The organism is Paenibacillus sp. MDV22-iso6 (assembly GCF_058408365.1).
Window position 1 is genome coordinate 20,019 of the sequence record NZ_JBZVDZ010000002.1, and the last position, 17,515, is coordinate 37,533.

Genomic DNA, 17,515 nt, shown 5'->3' on the forward strand with positions numbered 1-17,515 from the left:
GGACTGACGTGAAGACGGGGCGTAAAAGGCAATGGACGGGCTACCGGTGGAATATCGTTGCTGGTGTCTTAGTTGTGCTGGTTACGGGGGGACTGCTGTTGTACAACCATGCCAGGGCGCTGGAGGGGCAAGGTTCGGGTTCAGTAACGCAAGTGCTATCGGTGAAGCTTAATTATAAAAAGGGGGATAAGGTCACAGTTGCAAAGGGAGTACCTATTTACAGCCAAGTGGTCGAGAGCAGTGTTTCCCCTGATCGGATGGACATAGACGGGTATAGCTCCGCTCAAGGGAGCTTGCAAATCGACGCTGTTCGCGGGGAATGGGTCAAACTAAAAGGTAGCGATTACACTGAATTCTGGATACCTGGCTGGTATACCTCCAAAGAAAGCCGAAGCCTGACGAAATCCATTCCACAAACGTTCAAGCTTCAATCGGGCAGCAAGCTGTACCTGTTTCCCGGAAGTCAGGCAACATGGTCTTCAGGGGCATTCCTGAAAGAGCAGGCGTTCATTGTTGCAGCGACGAAGGACTGGTATGGCGTGTCCATTGCCCCGCGCGTCTGGAACAAGGAATCGTCCACTTATCGTCCAGCATTGCTTTGGGTTAAGGCACAGGATGTAGCACAGCGTACCAAGGTAGCGGATGGCTGGTTCAGTAGACAATTGGCGATGCCCACGTCCACTATACGTCATTTGATAGATATTGTGCTGAATTCAAAAACGACCTCAAAACAGGTGGCGCAGTGGCTTGGCGAACCGGATTGGCAAGAGCATTCCGGCAATTTAAACGATACGGGTTATGCCATGAGCATAGGAAAGACCTGGCGGTACGAACGAGCAGATGCTCATTTTCTCGTGACATTTAACAAGAACGGCAGGCTGGTTCGTACGCGCTGGAATATACCCCAGGACGATCAAAACGGTGTAGTGTCTAATTGGGAATTTGGTGGTTCAGATGAATATCAGTTCACGACTAAAATCTATGGCACAATGCTGCCTGCCACCTTACACTGGAAATCGGTATGGACCAATCAGGGGGATATTAATTACACCTTTCTACAAGCAGCAACGGAGGATGTGCTCCTGATGAAAGGGGATGACGGTGGATTTAGCGGTGGATATTACGAAGGTTCCATATATGCTCTTGACCGACATTCCGGCCAGAAATTATGGGCGATCAATGGTGGGTTTGGAAGACAGCAGGCAGAGGTGGATGCGGGACGCCAATACGTTACAATCTACACCGATTATGACCCTGACAAGAAAAAATACGTGGATCGTATACGCCATCTGGGCTTGAAGAACGGAAAGGTCGAGTGGGAGTATACCCCCAAGCAAAATTTCAGATTGAATGGGATCACGGCAGCGAAGAATGTCGTCATTGTGGACAGCGCGGTTGTTGAAGGCTCAAGCAATAGCTGGTTAACGGTGCTGGACAGTGCAAACGGAAAAACATTATGGAAGCGAAAACTGACGACCGGTTATGAATTATTGAATAAGAGCGCGGAAGATCCTTATGTCATGTATTGGGAAAAGGATAAACTGATTGCAGCTGATCCGCGATCAGGCCGCACCGTGTGGAGCATTGCAGCAGGGAAGTCAACGATAGAGCATCCCGAACGGAATCCTTATTTTGACGGAATTGCTCGTATCGATCCGTTTGTGCCCGCACAGCCAGAACGCTGGATGCTGCTGGATGACCAGTGGGTGCTGGTTGATCTGAACAACGGACAGAAGCTTGCACATTTTCCGGCCCGGGTTGGACAGCAAATTGAGGTGCTGAATGACGGCATGGTGCTCATTCGAGAGAACAACAACGGGGAAATGTATGGTGAATACGAGGATTACATAACCACCTTGTATGATCCCAAGACCGAAAAAAAATGGTGGACGCAGAATAACAAAATCGAACGCGCACTTGTGGAGGGCGATCAATTATATGTAATCAAGAACGGTTATCCTGCAGCCCTTGCCTATGATACAGGGGAGACCCGCTGGACTGCACAAAACACGATTGCTGCCTTTCAATACCCTACCAATCAGGGGAGTTACGTGGTGATTGAAGATCAGCTTTTGCTGCCGATGGGTGAGGATCTCCTGATCATGGCTAAAAATGACGGTACCTTGATCGGCCGTGTGCATGACGTCGTGATGGGAAACCCAGAACATCGTGATCGGGATGCGAAGAATGGAACCATGAATCGATTTGGAAATGAAGTCTATATTGGGTCGTCCAACGGACGGTTTAGTATATATGATGCAAATGATTTGCACACAGATATCTCACGTTAAAGCTTGTTTCATGTGGGATGATGATTTATTATAAATAAACAGGATTGCTCGCGCTCCGGTTATCGGCTGTGCGGGCTTTCTTCATGTGTTCTTGAAGGACCATGTACGATCAATCGCAGGAGGAATCTCCCATGATTTCATTATACGGGGTAAGCAAGCGTTATAACGAGCGTGGGTCCCGTGAAGATCAGGGATTCGAAGCGTTAAGCTCGGTTTCCCTGGAAGTAGGCCAGGGAGAGATCCACGGCATTATCGGCTCTAGTGGTGCAGGGAAATCCACACTTCTGCGCATGCTCAATGGATTGGAGAAGCCGGATGACGGCGAAGTCATTGTGAATGGGCAGCATCTGACCCGGATGAGTGAGAATAGTCTGCGTCAGGCACGGAGGTCCATTGGCATGATTTTTCAGCACTTCAATCTGGTCAGCAATCGGACCGTAAGTGGCAATGTCTGCATGCCTCTGGAACTCGCTGGCGTATCCCGTACCGAGCGGGTTGCACGGGGACTTGAAGTGTTGAGATTTGTCGGACTTGAAGATAAGGCCAACCAGTATCCTGCACAGTTAAGTGGAGGGCAAAAGCAACGTGTTGCCATTGCCAGAGCACTATCCAGCCGCCCGGATGTGCTGCTCTGTGATGAACCAACATCTTCGCTTGATCCGCAGACCACGAGTGGAATTCTGGATGTGTTGCGTCATGTCAATGAAACGCTGGGGGTAACTATTGTACTCGTTACACATGAGATGGAGGTTGCCCGAAAGCTCTGCAACCGGATATCGGTGATGAAAGAGGGAAGGATCATCAAAACGCTGTCGGAAGCGGAAGTACGCAGCATACCGGCACCGAAGCCTGATCTTCTAACATCCTTGTTGATGGGCGAAGATGTATCCATGAGTGGACGAAATACATCTCTTCATGGCGGTCAGGAGGACCAAAACGATGATACCTGAGTCCGTTGTGAAGTATCAGCATGAAATTTGGCAGGCCATCGGAGAGACGTTTGTCATGGTGGGGATCTCCATCACGGCAGCCGTGTTAATCGGGTTGCCTCTGGGTACACTGCTGTATCTGTTCAGAAAAGGGCAACGTTATCAGAATCGACCTCTGTTCACGATTCTGGGAAGTCTCGTCAACATCATTCGTTCCTTCCCGTTTCTGCTGCTAGTGGTATTTATGATTCCGTTCACACGTCTGCTCGTTGGAACATCCATCGGGACGCTCGCGGCAACCGTGCCGCTCTCGGTCATCGCCATTGCTTATTACGCCAGACTGGTAGAACAGGCATTGCTTGATGTCCCGAAAGGGGTGGTTGAAGCTGCTTCTTCTATGGGTGCATCGACCATACAGCTTGTGGTGAAATTCCTGTATGTGGAGGCTCGCTCAAGTCTTGTACTCGGCTTAACTACGGCAACCATTAGCTTTATCTCTTACTCTACGGTCATGGGTATTGTCGGTGGTGGCGGTGTTGGTGATTTTGCGATTCGTTACGGTTATCAGCGATTCGAGACGGAGATTATGGTATTTACGATTATCATTATGATTATCCTGGTACAGATGATCCAATTTACTGGCAGCAGACTGTCCCGCTGGCTCGATCGCAGATCCTGAAGAAGGACAAGCATTGCAGAAAGATTGAATTACAGCATGAACAATACAGATTACATGATGAAGGGGTTTATATCAGATGAAAGCAAAACTAATGCTCATGCTGCTGGCAGTGACGCTGGTAGCAGCCGGATGCGGCAAAAAAGAAGAAACACCTGCGGCGGAAGGAAATAAGGAAAGTACTCAAGCCGGACAAGAAGTGACTTTGAAAGTAGCTACTTTGATTCCGCCAATGACGGATGTGCTGGATATTGTGAAACCATTGCTGAAAGAAGATGGCGTTAATCTGGAAGTTGTTGTACTTTCCGATAACGTTCAACCGAATACTGCACTGGCGAACAAAGAAGTAGACGCAAACTTCTTCCAGCACGTACCTTACATGAATCAGTACAATGAAGCAAATAACGCTAACTTGGTGGCTGTTCAACCGATCTACAATGCCATCTACGGAGCATATTCCAAAAAGGTTAAATCCATTGAAGAATTGCCTGAAGGTGCAACGGTAGCGATTGCCAACGATCCGTCCAACATTGGACGCTCGCTGGTGATGATGGAGCAGAACGGCCTGATCAAGCTGAAAGAAGGCGTCGGTTTTAATGCAACGCAAGCAGACATCACGGAAAACACGAAGAATTTCAAGTTCAAAGAAGTGGATCTGTTGATGCTCGCCCGTATGTTGGATGATGCGGATCTGGTTGCCATGACGCCAGCCTATGCGAGTCCGCTTGGACTTACACCGAAGAAGGATGCGCTGTTCACTGAGAAGGATGATTCCCATTTTGCCATTACCTTGGTTGCCCGGGAAGATAACAAAGATTCGGAAGCCATTCAGAAGCTGGCGAAGCGTATGGCGGGTCCTGAAGTGAAAGCCTTCTTTGAAGAGAAGTATGCAGATATTGCGATCCCGGCGTTTAAATAACATCCGTTAATCTGCAACTGAAATGATTGTACAGATAGGTTCAAGACAAACATGAAGACCCAGGCCTCATCGCCTGGGTCTTTTTTTTGTTAACTTGTACTACGGAGTAAAGGAGAAGAGCAGTATCAGCTTTTGTCAGAGTCAGGTTGTACCTTTGGCTCCATGAGGCGGATCAATTTACGCTCTGTAGCAGTGTCCGTTGCAGGTGTGTAGATACTGCACCGCAAATCGGCATTTCCCTGAACCTGAAGTGAGGTAAGATCAAAAAGCATTTTGCCAGCTCTGGAATGTCTGAATTCAATCAACACATCCGGGGCGCTGCTAACATTGCTTTGTTTCCAGAGAGTATGAAAATCAGGATATCTGTCCATCATGTCATCCAAAAACAAGTTGTACCATTCATCATCGACATATTGACCGTAATAAGCACGGAAAATAGCTAGGAATCCGCTGACAAAATCCTCCCAATTGACGGCCAGCCTCCGAAATTCCTTTCGTTCAAACAACAAACTGATCATGTTCCGCTGTTCAGCCGGAATCTGTTCAAAGTCCATAAACACATGCCGTGCTGCGTCATTCCAGCCCACAATGTGACAGCGTCGGTCTGAGATGATTGTGGGACAATTGCGAAGTTCCTGCAATATTTTCTGCAAAGAGGGATGAATTTGGAGTGGCTTCTCATCCAGGATATGAAGTTCCGAATGGTAATCCAAGCCAAGGGAAAACAAATACTTCCGTTCATCTGCTGTCAGCCTGAGAGCTGAGGCGATGTTATCCAATACGGAATGAGATACCTGAATATCTCGGCCCTGTTCAAGCCAGGTGTACCACGTTGTGCTCACACCTGCCAATTGGGATACTTCTTCTCTTTTTAATCCAGGCGTTCTTCTCCGGGAGCCCGCGGGTAATCCGACAGATTCTGGCGAGATTTTGGAGCGCTGGTTTTTTAGAAAAGCGGACAGTGCCTGCAGCCTGACATCATGGTTCATTCCATCACCTTCGTTCCTGAGTTTATCATGGTAGTCATTATACTATTATAATTGACAACTTGTAATAGGATAATACGAATGGCAATATAAGTGCATAACTTAACTAAACAAGTATGGAAAGAGCACTAAAGGAGGATGCATTATGGAGCGTGTTGTTATTACAGGAATGGGGATTATCTCTCCTTTGGGGAATGATGTGCATACATTTTGGAATGGATTGGTGGAAGGCCAATCAGGAGTTTCGCCAATTGAAGCATTTGATACAACGTCCTATAAAACGAAGATAGCAGGAATGGTCCGTGATTTTGACGGAGAAGAACGGTTTGGACGGAAGGAAGCACGGCGTATGGACCGGTTCGTGCAATTTGCTGTTGCGGCAGCAGATCAGGCTTTATCTGACTCCGGTCTCGAGATGGATCATGTGGACAGGGAGCGAGTAGGCGTGTATATCGGTTCTGGCATTGGCGGAATCCAGACCCTAATGGAACAAGGTAAACTCCTGTCTGAACGCGGGCCTGCAAGAGTCAGTCCAACACTGGTACCGATGATGATATCCAATATGGCGGCGGCTATGGTGAGCATGAGATTTGGCTGTTGGGGACCCACTCTCTCGCCAGTGACAGCCTGTTCGATCGGCAACACCGCGATAGGTGAGGCTTTCCGGCTGATTCGTCACGGTGGAGCAGACGTGATTTTTGCTGGAGGAACGGAGGCAGCTGTCACCGAAGTATCACTGGCAAGCTTCGGCAATGCGACGGCGCTATCTACACGAAACGAAGCGTACGAAGGAGCGAGTCGACCATTTGATGCAGGCAGAGATGGTTTTGTCATGGCTGAGGGTGCCGGGGTCTTGGTCGTGGAGTCTTTGTCCCACGCCCTTGCGAGAGGCGCAAACATCCTTGGGGAAATCGTAGGTTATGGCGCTAGTTCAGACGCGTATCATATGGTAGCAACCCATCCGGAAGGACGTGGTGCATACTTGGCCATGAAAGCCGCTCTGGCGGATGCACAGCTTCAGCCACATGAAATTGATGTCATTAATGCTCATGCTACCAGTACGGAAGCGGGTGATCTTTCCGAGACACGAGCAATTAAGCAGCTGTTTGGTGCTGAAGCCTATCATATTCCGGTAACAGCAAACAAATCGATGACCGGACATATGCTGGGTGCGGCTGGTGGGGCGGAAGCCATATCGCTCATTCAAAGCTTGCGTAGCGGCATCATTCCCCCGACAATCAATCAAGAGCAGAGCGATCCGGAATGTGATCTCGATTATGTACCCAACGTTGCAAGAGAAGCTGACCTGAAGATTGGCATGTCCAACTCATTTGGCTTCGGTGGCCATAATGCGGTCATTATTTTGCAGAAATATTCATCGTAAGCTTACAGAGAGCAGTGACTGCCCAAAGGCGCACTGTTCTCTTTTTATTTGCTGTGGGAAGACTGTTCCGACTGCGAAAGTGCAATATAGGCCATTAGTTCGCTGGTTGCATGTAAACATGAGAAATGGCCCATGAATATGGTCGGGATATTCGTTAAAATGTTCAATAGGGGCACATATGTACGCATAATTGAATGGATAACGAAATAGGCCGAAGTTTAAGTTTGGTCCGTTTTCCATGGTGGTATAGATATAAGGGCTGATAGAGGCTTCTTATAACATAAAGCTATACATAGGAGGGTAAGCAGTGAATGTATGGATTACGGTGAAAAGTCTGGGTAAACGCAAGCCGGCACTTGCCAAACAGGCTGCCGAACTTCCGGAAACAACCGATACGTTGAGACAGCTTATTAAGAACATGGTGGCTCAACAGCTCAAGGCTCTTCAGGACAAGAAGAATGAAGCAGAATGGCTCGCCTACCTGATGCCCGAGGACATTCAAGAGCAGGGAGCAGCAGGAAAAGTAGGCTTTGGCACGATATATAACGAAGGGGTTCCCGATGTAGAAGGCGCCATGGATACAGCTGTAACCGCATATGAAGATGGGTTATTTAAAGTGTTTCTCAATGATGAAGAGTTGCAGGCACTGGATGAGCCGTTAATTTTAAAGGAAGACGATAACGTGGTATTTATTCGCTTTACAATGCTTGCCGGGCGTCTGTGGTAGAGAGTGACGAGGAGGAGAATGGAATGAATCAGGAAGATAAAGTTCAACAGTATCAACAAGAGTTGCAGGAAAAAGTGAAATCGCTGAAGGGTGTGGAGCAAGAACTCGCAGGCTATGTTGCAGAGATGGCTGGATTCACCTATTTGCGCGAAGACGAAAAGGCCTATTTGGATGCAGTGCAGCAATTGCAACGTATGTATGATGAGACGAAAACTCCATTGTTCCGTCCATTATTGGATGTATTGGAGCAACTGGTCAGTGAATCCTTTTTGGCTCGGTTCCGTTACATTGCAGAACGTGCCGCAAATTTTCCATATAGTAAGAATTATGAGCGCAGACCATTTCGTACGACCGATCCCGAACAGCATATTGGACAGGTTCTTCGTAAAATGATTGCCTTGTTCCGTATGGAGATGCATGGCTTCTCTCTGAACGAATATGTATCCATTCGGGAGTACAAGTTTGATTATCTTCATGAGATTAGAGCCGTTTTACCGGATTGCATTGCCTATGAACTGGATCATGAAACCGGCGATATGAAGCAGGCGCTGCATGATATTATCTATGGCGACAATCAGAATGCATTGCTGACCACTGAAATGATCAAGGGTATCTTCATGAGCGACCAGGTGGATGCTTACCAGATGGTTGGAGAATTGCTGGTAGCAGCCAGACTGCAGGAGGGTTTGCGCCAGAGCATTGTGGAACGGATGGATGAAGGAACGCTTGAGGCGTATATATACATATTAAAAATAATCATCGACAACAACCTGATTCGGTTCAGTTCGGTAGTGAGAGCGCTCGCCGTATGGACAGGGATCGGAATTGAAGCAGCGAATCAGCGTGTTGCTGCGCAACTAATTACACAAGCACATCAAGCATTAACTGATCCTGCGGTGCGAGAGGAATGGCAGGAAAGCGCTAATGCAAACCAATTATTTATCAGTCTCTGGGCAACGGCAGTCATCGAAGAAAATGAGTTGGAGCGAAAAGTCATTCAGATCATGGATCACGGGAAAGTATATCAGCAGATTGTTGCACAATACGTACTTGCTAACAGTCAGAACAGAGGGCTGCGCTTAAACATGGCACGTCAGTATCTTGAAGTACAGGATCTGGAGTTGCTGCATTGGGTGATTGAGAATTATGATGCCATGTACATGTTTAACTGGAGCTTTGAAAATGGGGAGAATCAACGTAGTGTTCATGTCTGGCCGCTGTCTGTTTTTGAAGATAAAGCCGTGCGTCGGCGTGACTTTGATCTGTTTAAACAAATGCTGGCCTACATTCCGCAGGGAGGTGCAGGTGGACCATCCGGTGTTCTTGAATTGGTTCAATATCGGATCGATCCGGATGATGTAGTGAAAAAAATGCTATACCTTGCTGCGTATGACATGGACCCAGAATGGATTGGCGAGGTCATTGCGCTCAAAGACAAGCTAAGCCCGGATTTGCGAGGAGAATTGTTGTCCCAATTTGTCCATCATCCCGAGAATGAAGTACAAAGACAGTTTATTTTTGACAGTCTGTCGGATAAGAGCATGAACAACCGTGAGAATGCTCTGCTCAAAGCCAAGCTACTGACGCTTACGCTCGAAGAGATGCTGCAAATGGAGGCGTTGCTCAAACTGAAAACGGGATCGTTGCGTCAGAAGACCATTCAGGTGTTATTGCTTCAGCCAACCGATCAGCTGATGGTATCCCTGAAACGACTTGTACAATCCAAAACTGAACTGCAACGATTGGGTGCGCTGGAACTGTTGACCGAGATCTCCGCAGATCCACAACGCACGGAGCAGCAGGAGCAGATGCAGCCAATCATAGCGTTAATCAAGACTCCAACAGCCAAGGAGCAGAAGCTGCTGGACAAGCTTACAGAGCAGAGCAGCAGGTATACGGCGGCTAATGGATTCGGCCTGTATGATCCTTCATGGGAAAACCCACTGCTTCAGGAAGAACGTGATCTCGGGGGCTTCAAGCCGAAGGACATGTTTACCCTTTCCCTGGAAAAAGTGAAGCAGTTTATTGAAGGGTTGGATGCGTTGCTACATGAGCACAGAGACCATGAATACGAGGCAGAATATTATGCGGGCTACAAAGAAACCTTGCTTGTAGGTGCGACATTGCGTGCTATGGTCTTCATTCCTTATGATCAGCGGCAAGCTATAAAATTATTGGAGCAGTTCCCTCTCCAAAACATATGGGGAGAATATGTTCAGAAGAGTGGTCTGGATAGTAAAGAACTGCTGCAAATTTTGTTTGCGATCCGTTTGGAGGATCTGAACAAGAAGTTGGATAGTTATTACCGTTACTACTCCACCATATACGAATATAGTGAAATGGAGAAACACTGGCTGCTGGAAGGATGGCGCAAGGAATTTGCCGAAGAGGTCTATCCGGTTCAATATATCCAGGACATGAAAAAGATGGTCAGTGAGCTTCGTTACGCAGATCAGGTGAAAACGCTGATGGAGGCCGTTTATGAGGACAGTGATAAGTCAGATACATTTGAAATAGCTGAGCGGACACTCTATGCGCTGATGAAAATGATGCCTGAGGAACAAATGGAAAAGGAATCGGGCATGCTCGCTCTTTTGTCTGGCCCATGGTTCTATATTGTCCGGGATCGTGTATATGACGATAACAGTTTCATGCGATACTTCCAGACGCTAAGCCAATTCGACCGATTAAATAAGGAAAGTAACCGAGGTTCCTTCCTCACTCTGAACGATTACCTGCGTGCCTATGAATTGGACTTCATTGATGTACAGGAAGTCTACAAGCAGCTGCTTGTGGGAGAGTCTCGTGCCCTGTTTATTCGGGAATTGACATCCAGTCGGTCCGACTGGATTACGGAGAAACCGGTATTGGCAGAACTGCGAAGAAGAGTTGTTGAACGAGTTTTGGAGATTGAGTTGACCCGAGGAGAGCTTTCAACAGAAGTAAGTACGCTGGCCATGAAGCTTGAACGCATTGAAGGTATGGAGCATTGGGTGCATCTCGTTGCTGCCATGGATCAGGATACCTTTGTCCGTGGATATATCTACAGCTACGGTGACAATACGACACGTAAAGAAACGTTCAGCCATCTGATCCAGGTTTGCCATCCGCGTGATGGAGAGGACGAAGTACTGCTGGGACAATTGCTGGCGAAGCATCCCATCCAGGAGAAGAAGCTCCTGGAAGCTGCAATGTACGCGCCACAATGGATGGAGATTGTTGCGAAGCATCTCGGATGGGAAGGACTGCGAAGTGCAGCCTGGTACTTCCATGCCCATATTAATGAACGGTTCACTGCTGAAAAGGAAACCATTGTGGCTCATTATTCTCCAATTTCACCTCAGGACTTTAACGAAGGCGCATTTGATATCGCATGGTTCGAGGAGGCATACGAGGCCGTCGGTGAGGAGCGGTTCAGCCTGTTGTACGATTGTGCCAAATATATCTCCGGGGGAGCCAATCACCGCAGATCACAGTTGTTCGCGGATGCGGCACTTGGGAAGCTGAAACTTGAAGATATGCGTGAGTCCGTGGAAGATAAGCGCAATAAAGATCATTTGTTGACCTACAGCCTGATTCCGTTTGCTGAAGAACGGGAACAGGATCTGCGTGAGCGGTACGACTTCATTCAGAAATTTCTGATGCAGAGCAAACAGTTTGGTGCACAGCGCCGTGCCAGTGAAGGTCTGGTATCCCAGATAGCGCTGGGCAACCTTGCCCGTAATGCAGGATATGCCGATGTTACCCGGCTGATGTGGGATATGGAAGCTCGCAAGCTGGATGAGATGAAATCCTATTTTGAGCCGCATGAACTGGATGAGGCTACTACAGCCCAATTGGTCATTGATGAAGAAGGCCAGCCGGAACTGCTCATCGTAAGCAAAGGGAAAACACTCAAATCTGTACCTGCTCGGTTCAAGAAAGATGGATACATCGCCGAATTGAAGGAATTAAAAACGGATCTGGTTGATCAGTATCGCCGGGCAAGACAGGAATTGGAGCGTTCCATGACGGCAGGAACATCCTTTACGAGTGAGGAAGTTTCAAGTCTGCTGCAGAATCCGGTTCTTCGTCCACTGGTTCGCACGCTTGTGTTCCAAGCAGATGACAAGCTTGGAAGATTCGATGTAACGTCCGGTGGGTTGGTTACTCCGGCTTCGGATGATTCGACAAGCACGATACAAACCTTGGCGGCACATGATCGCCTACTGATTGCGCATCCATTGCATCTGTTCCAGAGTGGAAGCTGGAGTGAATTCCAACGGGATCTGTTCAACCGTCAGGAACGTCAGCCATTCAAGCAGGTGTTCCGTGAACTCTATCTTCCAAATGAGGATGAGCTGGCTAATGGAACGGTATCCCGTCGGTATGCAGGTTATCAGATTCAGCCGAAAAAAGCAGTTGCTCTGCTTAAAGGACGTCAATGGACCGTCAGCTATGAGGAAGGGCTGCAAAAGGTAAACTATGAGCATAATCTGATTGCCAATCTCTATGCCATGGCAGACTGGTTCTCGCCCGCAGATACAGAAGCGCCTACTCTGGAGACGGTGCAGTTCTATGATCGAAAAACGTATAAACCTGTTGCGTTAAAGGATGTACCGCCGGTCTTCTTCTCTGAAGTCATGCGTGATATTGATTTGGTGGTTAGCGTTGCGCATGTTGGCGGAGTGGATCCGGAAGCCAGCTTGACCACGATTGAGATGCGTCATGTGATTGTGAATGAGTCACTGCGTCTGTTGAAGGTCGATAACGTACGTCTCGATGGAAATTACGCTCGAATTGATGGTGAACTGGGCGAGTATGCCGTTCATCTTGGCAGCGGCAATGTGTTCAAACAGGCGACGGGCGCGCTTCATATCGTTCCTGTGCACAGTCAGCATCGAGGCAGAATATTCCTGCCATTCCTTGATGAAGATCCGAGAACGGCAGAAATTTTATCCAAAGTGATGTTATTGGCTGAAGACAAGAAGATCAAGGACCCGCAAATCCTTGCACAATTGCAGCATTGATTAGTAATGTTGAATGATGCTGCAGCCAAGCGGCATTAGATTGACGATGCCGAGTGAACTTATCGAATATCAGGCAGCTAGAGCACCAGGGTCAGGGTGACTTTAGCTGCCTTTTATTTTCTGTTTTTTTGGTAAGGAATCCTTAAATAGCAGTAAAAAGCTGTCTCAAGATTGGTAATGGTGGGTACAGATTGAGTATTGGGCATGGTAAAATATGCGTAGAGTTATATAAAATTTGATGTATTAACCAAGTCCAATCGCAGGATCGAATGTTTACATAATTGTTTTCTAGGAAAAGGAGAATACGTTGGACATGTTAATCACTTCATATCGTGAACAGGATCATAACAAGTTGGTCGAGATTTGGGAGAGAGCCGTTCGGGCAACACATACGTTTTTGGAAGAACATCACATCCAGTTCTATAAAAAAGTAGTGAGCGACGTGTTGCAGCAAAGGCAAGTCGAGGTATGGGAAGCGCTGGATGCTGACAATGAACCCGTTGGTTTTATCGGTTTGGATGATAACTTTATTGAGATGTTGTTTGTAGATGTCAGTCAGCACGGGCAGGGCCTGGGGCGTCTTCTGATCAACCATACCCTTAACATCAAAGGCCGTCACCTCAAGGTGGATGTCAATGAGCAGAATGCTGGAGCAGCCCGATTCTACGAGAAAATGGGATTTGTACAAATAGGTCGTTCCGAGTTGGATGGTTCCGGTAATCCGTTTCCGCTGCTGCATCTGGAGGTCAAGGCAGATCAGGCTGCAAGATAAAGATCGGTGGACCACGAAATAGGAGGAATATGACGAAGAGGAGCGTGCAGGATGACACAGATTAAGGTAACACCGGAACAACTGGATACAGTCAGTGGGCAATTCGCCCAGGCACATCAGCAATTGTCGGAGTTTATGTCCACATTGGATAGCCAGATCCGTGTCATGCGCAGCAATTGGGACGGAATGGAGCGGGAGCGCTTTTATAACGATTATGCAACGGCTCAAGGTACAATGAAGTCTGTCCTTGAGCTGGTCTTGTCCATTCAGTCGGAACTCAAGAAGATTGCTGAGCGTTTCCGCACCACGGATGAAGATGTTGTGAACAAGGCTCTTATGGTGGCTTTGGCTGCGGCACAGACTCTTACGTCCCTCGGTAAACATAAAGGTGATGGCTCGGGCAAAACGTCAGGTCCTCCGGAGAATATGGAGGATTGGGATAAGAAGGACGCCGAGGATTACAAAAACTATGAGGAAATGTTGAAGAAAGCCGAGGAAATGGGTGACGAGAAACTGGCGCAGCAGCTTCAGGCCAGCATGAACGTTATTCGGCTTCAATATGAGGACGAAATCTATCAAACCGATCCGAACACAGGCAAGACGGTGAAAATTACCGAGGATTCGATTGTAGGTACGTATCAGGTGAAAAGCGACAAGGGTGAAACGACCAGCATCAGCTTGGATAAACAGGGTAACGTCGTGGATTACAACAAGGATACGAAAAAATACGAGTATTGGGAACAAACCCATACGACCAGTCAAGGGGAGCATCTCTTTGGCAAAGGAGCACAAACGGCTACAGCTTATGGAATCGGCCTGCTGTTGACCAGCAAGAGCGGATCTGCCTTTACAGAACATGCGACAGGGCTCGGTTCCTCCTTTGTTGCGGACAAGTTCCTGTTCTCCGTGCCGGAAGAAGGCGAGACGCGTACGATGATCTACCGAACCAACAAAGATACGGGCAAAATCGAGAATATGATCGTGGTCACGCGTGGCGACAACGATATTGAATATATTCCGTGGCGTGAGTATAACTAAGCCACCGGGTCAAGCCTTGTAGCCTCCATTCGGATAAAAGGCAGATATAACCGAGGGCAGGCACATAGTGAGCCTGCCCATAAACAAACACCCGCGCAACCTTCATCACAGGATGGAAAGGTTGCGCGGGTGTTTGTGGTCTGGCTTACCGTCCAGCCAAGGTCAGGTGACCGGGCTAATAAGGGGGATTTTTTTGCTCAAAAATTAGTGTGTCTCTTCGTCCAGAAAAGGTTTGTTCACCGCATAATACATGAAACCCATCAGCAGCACGCCGCCCACCAGATTGCCGAGCGTGACCGGAATCAGGTTGTGAATAACCCCGCCAAATGAGATCGTCCCCGGATGGTTCAGTACCAGTGCAATCGCAAACGTACACATATTGGCGACGCTGTGCTCATATCCCGAGATGAAGAAACAGAAGACAAAGAGCATCATGGCGAACATTTTTGCACCATTCTCCTTCATGAACATTGGCACAAAGAACGCCAAACATACGAGCCAGTTACACAGAATGCCCCGGAAGAAGAGCTGCATGGCTGGTGCCTCCATCTTGTGCTCTACGACACTCAGTAGAAAACCATTCACCTGAGATGAATCGAAAAGACCCGTCAGGTAGATTAACAGGGCAAATACTGCCGCACCCATCAGATTTCCACTGTAACTCGCGATCCACAGCTTCACCACTTCGAACCATTTCAGTTTCTTGCGTAAGGCAGCATAGGTGTAGTAAAACGTATTTCCTGTAAAAAGATCACCGCCACCATAGGCGATCAGAATAATTGCCGCGCCGAACGTGAGAGCCGCCATAGGGTATGTAAAAGGGGAATCCTCCATATAAAAGAAGTTACCCGTCTTGAACGCCACGATGACGCCAAACCCGATAAACATGCTGGCGAGCATGGAGCGTGCAAGGTACCTGATCAAGCTTTGTTTGTAAATCTTGTGTTTCTTCAGCGCCAGCTTCTCTACGTTGCGTAAACCTTCCGTTTCCATAATTCGCCTCCTGTTTTCCTGATGTCTTGTTTACATTATAACGAAAATATGGAAGTTGGGGAGAGATGGACTGGATTTGTGATGTTTATTTAATAGGATAAGAACTAAGGGCTGGGCGGAAGAATGATTGGATTAGCAGCTAGCGCCTCCTCCACAATCTGTTCGGGTGTCAGGTCTCGATTATCCCAGAAAATCAGATTACTGATCTCAGCATAAGGCATCTGTTGCTGTAGCTCGTTTAGCATCTCATCCAGTTCATTTTCTGTTCCTTCGGCATTCATCAGTTTGCGAACCCTTTCGACCAAATGCAAATGGTTAGCCATATCGATACCTCCTGAAGGATTCATAGAGTGAACAAACTAGTCTTTCATGGGTTGATCCAATGGATCATACGTAACGATCACCGGTAAAAATTTGGGCTCAAGCATCAGGCTAATGAGTTGTTCTTCTTGATCAGCATAAGAAATGAGATAGCTTCCAAAATGAGATTCATAGATGAAATCCCTGTATTGAAAGGATCGTTCGGGGTACTTTATGTTCACATATAGCGTAGTTACCCCGCGGGCAAAGGTTGCTTTCAACATCGGAATTTGGGCCAAAAGTATAATCGCGACAAGAACAATTGCTGTACGTTTAGCGAGACGGGTCAGATGGATTCCCCCATTATCGTAAAAATGATTTTTACCTAATTAATGAAGGTCCATCTAAAACCAGATGTCACTCCACGAGTATAGCAAGATTGCCAAACTGCTCTCCCTTTTCCATACGTTCGAATGCTTTCACTGTGTCCTGTAGCGGATATATACCATCGATCACAGGATGTATATCATGTTTCTCTACCCATTGCAGCATCTGAATAAACTCTTCACGGCTGCCCATGGAGGTGCCAATCAGGCTAACTTGCGGGAAAAAGATCGAGCGGATTGGAACAGCCAGATCATCTCCCGAGCTTGCGCCATACATCACGATACGGCCACCTGGTCTGATTATATCAAAATATTTTGGGAACATGGCTTGTCCGATGCTATCCAAGATGAAGTCAACAGGATCAAGATCATTCTGCAGACTCCAGTCTGCATGACTGTCCAGAGCTTGGAAAGCGCCCAGACGCAGGGCCTCATGTCTCTTGGCTTCACTTCTGGATGTAACGGTTACCTTGGCACCCGCAGCTACGGCCATGAGCAGGGCATAGGTCGCTACACCGCCGCCAATACCGGGAATGAGGATATGTTCACCCTGCTTAAGTCCGCCACGAGTGAATAAGGCGCGGTATGCTGTCAAAGCCGAAAGGGACAACACCCCTGCTTCCACCCATGATAGATGAGAGGGTTTGGGCAAGGCATTTCTAGCAGGCAGCGTAATATATTGTGCGAGAGTTCCATCCGTAGGGCCTCCTACAATATCGGGCACAATGGGTACTTCAACAGCGTGGTCCCAACCGAGAGTAGGGTGAATAATGACCTCATCACCTACAAATAAGTTCTCTACATCATCTCCAATTGCTATGATTACACCTGCTCCATCGGAACCAAGAATGAGTGGTGAGTCTTGGAATGTACGTCCTGCCATGATGAACAGATCACGATGATTAATTCCAGCAGATTTCAGTTGGATCTGTACTTCACCGGCTTCGGGTGCCCGAGATGTTGACTCTGTATATTGAAGACCTTCAAGGCTGCTTTGGCCGGAATGTATAATAGCTTTCATTTTCAAAATTCCTCCTTGTGTATACAAAAACTTCACTACTGAGCCTCATTGTACAGATGGGGCAGATTCACGTAAAATGAACAA

At 47.7% G+C, this 17,515-nt stretch carries 14 protein-coding genes; 9 read left to right on the forward strand and 5 right to left on the reverse strand.

What is annotated here, in order from left to right; translation table 11 throughout:
• The first annotated feature begins 8 nt into the window (after positions 1-8).
• From AC4PM4_RS06400 to AC4PM4_RS06415, 4 genes are all read left to right on the forward strand, one after another.
• Positions 9-2,291, forward strand: coding sequence for an outer membrane protein assembly factor BamB family protein (locus tag AC4PM4_RS06400; RefSeq protein ID WP_491613119.1), 2,283 nt, complete (start codon positions 9-11; stop codon positions 2,289-2,291).
• A gap of 131 nt (positions 2,292-2,422) precedes the next feature.
• A complete protein-coding gene (locus AC4PM4_RS06405) occupies positions 2,423-3,241 on the forward strand; it encodes a methionine ABC transporter ATP-binding protein (protein ID WP_491613120.1) in 819 nt (272 codons plus the stop codon).
• Complete coding sequence (locus AC4PM4_RS06410; protein ID WP_083678999.1) at positions 3,231-3,899, forward strand: methionine ABC transporter permease; 669 nt, start codon at positions 3,231-3,233, stop codon at positions 3,897-3,899. The genes AC4PM4_RS06405 and AC4PM4_RS06410 overlap by 11 nt, the downstream gene beginning before the upstream one ends.
• Positions 3,900-3,975: 76 nt before the next feature.
• Positions 3,976-4,815 (forward strand): MetQ/NlpA family ABC transporter substrate-binding protein, encoded by an 840-nt coding sequence (locus AC4PM4_RS06415; protein ID WP_175383454.1) that lies wholly within the window; start codon positions 3,976-3,978, stop codon positions 4,813-4,815.
• Positions 4,816-4,940: 125 nt separating this feature from the next.
• Here AC4PM4_RS06415 and AC4PM4_RS06420 read toward each other — a convergent pair whose 3' ends face one another.
• Complete coding sequence (locus AC4PM4_RS06420; protein ID WP_491613121.1) at positions 4,941-5,804, reverse strand: helix-turn-helix transcriptional regulator; 864 nt, start codon at positions 5,802-5,804, stop codon at positions 4,941-4,943.
• A gap of 142 nt (positions 5,805-5,946) precedes the next feature.
• On the opposite strand from AC4PM4_RS06420, the gene fabF reads away from it, so the two are divergent.
• The 5 genes from fabF (at position 5,947) to AC4PM4_RS06445 (ending at position 14,731) form a co-directional block, all read left to right on the forward strand.
• Positions 5,947-7,185 carry a beta-ketoacyl-ACP synthase II gene (fabF, locus tag AC4PM4_RS06425; protein ID WP_491613122.1) on the forward strand — a complete coding sequence of 413 codons (1,239 nt, stop codon included), beginning with the start codon at positions 5,947-5,949 and terminating at the stop codon, positions 7,183-7,185.
• Positions 7,186-7,492: 307 nt separating this feature from the next.
• The gene (locus tag AC4PM4_RS06430) at positions 7,493-7,912 is read left to right on the forward strand and encodes a hypothetical protein (protein ID WP_491613123.1); all 420 of its coding nucleotides are present in this window, start codon (positions 7,493-7,495) and stop codon (positions 7,910-7,912) included.
• A gap of 23 nt (positions 7,913-7,935) precedes the next feature.
• Positions 7,936-12,921, forward strand: a complete 4,986-nt coding sequence (locus AC4PM4_RS06435; RefSeq protein WP_491613124.1) for a DUF4132 domain-containing protein — start codon at positions 7,936-7,938, stop codon at positions 12,919-12,921.
• Between the two features lie 313 nt (positions 12,922-13,234).
• Positions 13,235-13,693 (forward strand): acetyltransferase, encoded by a 459-nt coding sequence (locus tag AC4PM4_RS06440; RefSeq protein ID WP_491613125.1) that lies wholly within the window; start codon positions 13,235-13,237, stop codon positions 13,691-13,693.
• Positions 13,694-13,744: 51 nt separating this feature from the next.
• Positions 13,745-14,731, forward strand: a complete 987-nt coding sequence (locus AC4PM4_RS06445) for a WXG100 family type VII secretion target (protein WP_491613126.1) — start codon at positions 13,745-13,747, stop codon at positions 14,729-14,731.
• Positions 14,732-14,935: 204 nt separating this feature from the next.
• Here the strand turns inward: AC4PM4_RS06445 and AC4PM4_RS06450 are convergent, their stop codons facing one another.
• From AC4PM4_RS06450 to AC4PM4_RS06465, 4 genes are all read right to left on the reverse strand, one after another.
• A complete protein-coding gene (locus AC4PM4_RS06450; RefSeq protein WP_053784134.1) occupies positions 14,936-15,724 on the reverse strand; it encodes a formate/nitrite transporter family protein in 789 nt (262 codons plus the stop codon).
• A gap of 104 nt (positions 15,725-15,828) precedes the next feature.
• Positions 15,829-16,047 (reverse strand): bacteriocin immunity protein, encoded by a 219-nt coding sequence (locus tag AC4PM4_RS06455; protein ID WP_465115410.1) that lies wholly within the window; start codon positions 16,045-16,047, stop codon positions 15,829-15,831.
• Positions 16,048-16,083: 36 nt separating this feature from the next.
• Positions 16,084-16,308 (reverse strand): hypothetical protein, encoded by a 225-nt coding sequence (locus tag AC4PM4_RS06460; protein ID WP_491613128.1) that lies wholly within the window; start codon positions 16,306-16,308, stop codon positions 16,084-16,086.
• A gap of 133 nt (positions 16,309-16,441) precedes the next feature.
• Positions 16,442-17,431 (reverse strand): quinone oxidoreductase family protein, encoded by a 990-nt coding sequence (locus AC4PM4_RS06465; RefSeq protein WP_491613129.1) that lies wholly within the window; start codon positions 17,429-17,431, stop codon positions 16,442-16,444.
• Positions 17,432-17,515: the final 84 nt, after the last annotated feature.

Bases quoted from the DNA above. Each gene is read 5' to 3' on its own strand.
- AC4PM4_RS06405 (WP_491613120.1), top strand. From the start codon at position 2,423: ATGATTTCATTATACGGGGTAAGCAAGCGTTATAACGAGCGTGGGTCC.
- AC4PM4_RS06410 (WP_083678999.1), top strand. From the start codon at position 3,231: ATGATACCTGAGTCCGTTGTGAAGTATCAGCATGAAATTTGGCAGGCC.
- AC4PM4_RS06415 (WP_175383454.1), top strand. From the start codon at position 3,976: ATGAAAGCAAAACTAATGCTCATGCTGCTGGCAGTGACGCTGGTAGCA.
- AC4PM4_RS06420 (WP_491613121.1), bottom strand. From the start codon at position 5,804: ATGAACCATGATGTCAGGCTGCAGGCACTGTCCGCTTTTCTAAAAAAC.
- fabF (WP_491613122.1), top strand. From the start codon at position 5,947: ATGGAGCGTGTTGTTATTACAGGAATGGGGATTATCTCTCCTTTGGGG.
- AC4PM4_RS06435 (WP_491613124.1), top strand. From the start codon at position 7,936: ATGAATCAGGAAGATAAAGTTCAACAGTATCAACAAGAGTTGCAGGAA.
- AC4PM4_RS06440 (WP_491613125.1), top strand. From the start codon at position 13,235: ATGTTAATCACTTCATATCGTGAACAGGATCATAACAAGTTGGTCGAG.
- AC4PM4_RS06445 (WP_491613126.1), top strand. From the start codon at position 13,745: ATGACACAGATTAAGGTAACACCGGAACAACTGGATACAGTCAGTGGG.
- AC4PM4_RS06450 (WP_053784134.1), bottom strand. From the start codon at position 15,724: ATGGAAACGGAAGGTTTACGCAACGTAGAGAAGCTGGCGCTGAAGAAA.
- AC4PM4_RS06455 (WP_465115410.1), bottom strand. From the start codon at position 16,047: ATGGCTAACCATTTGCATTTGGTCGAAAGGGTTCGCAAACTGATGAAT.
- AC4PM4_RS06460 (WP_491613128.1), bottom strand. From the start codon at position 16,308: ATGTTGAAAGCAACCTTTGCCCGCGGGGTAACTACGCTATATGTGAAC.
- AC4PM4_RS06465 (WP_491613129.1), bottom strand. From the start codon at position 17,431: ATGAAAGCTATTATACATTCCGGCCAAAGCAGCCTTGAAGGTCTTCAA.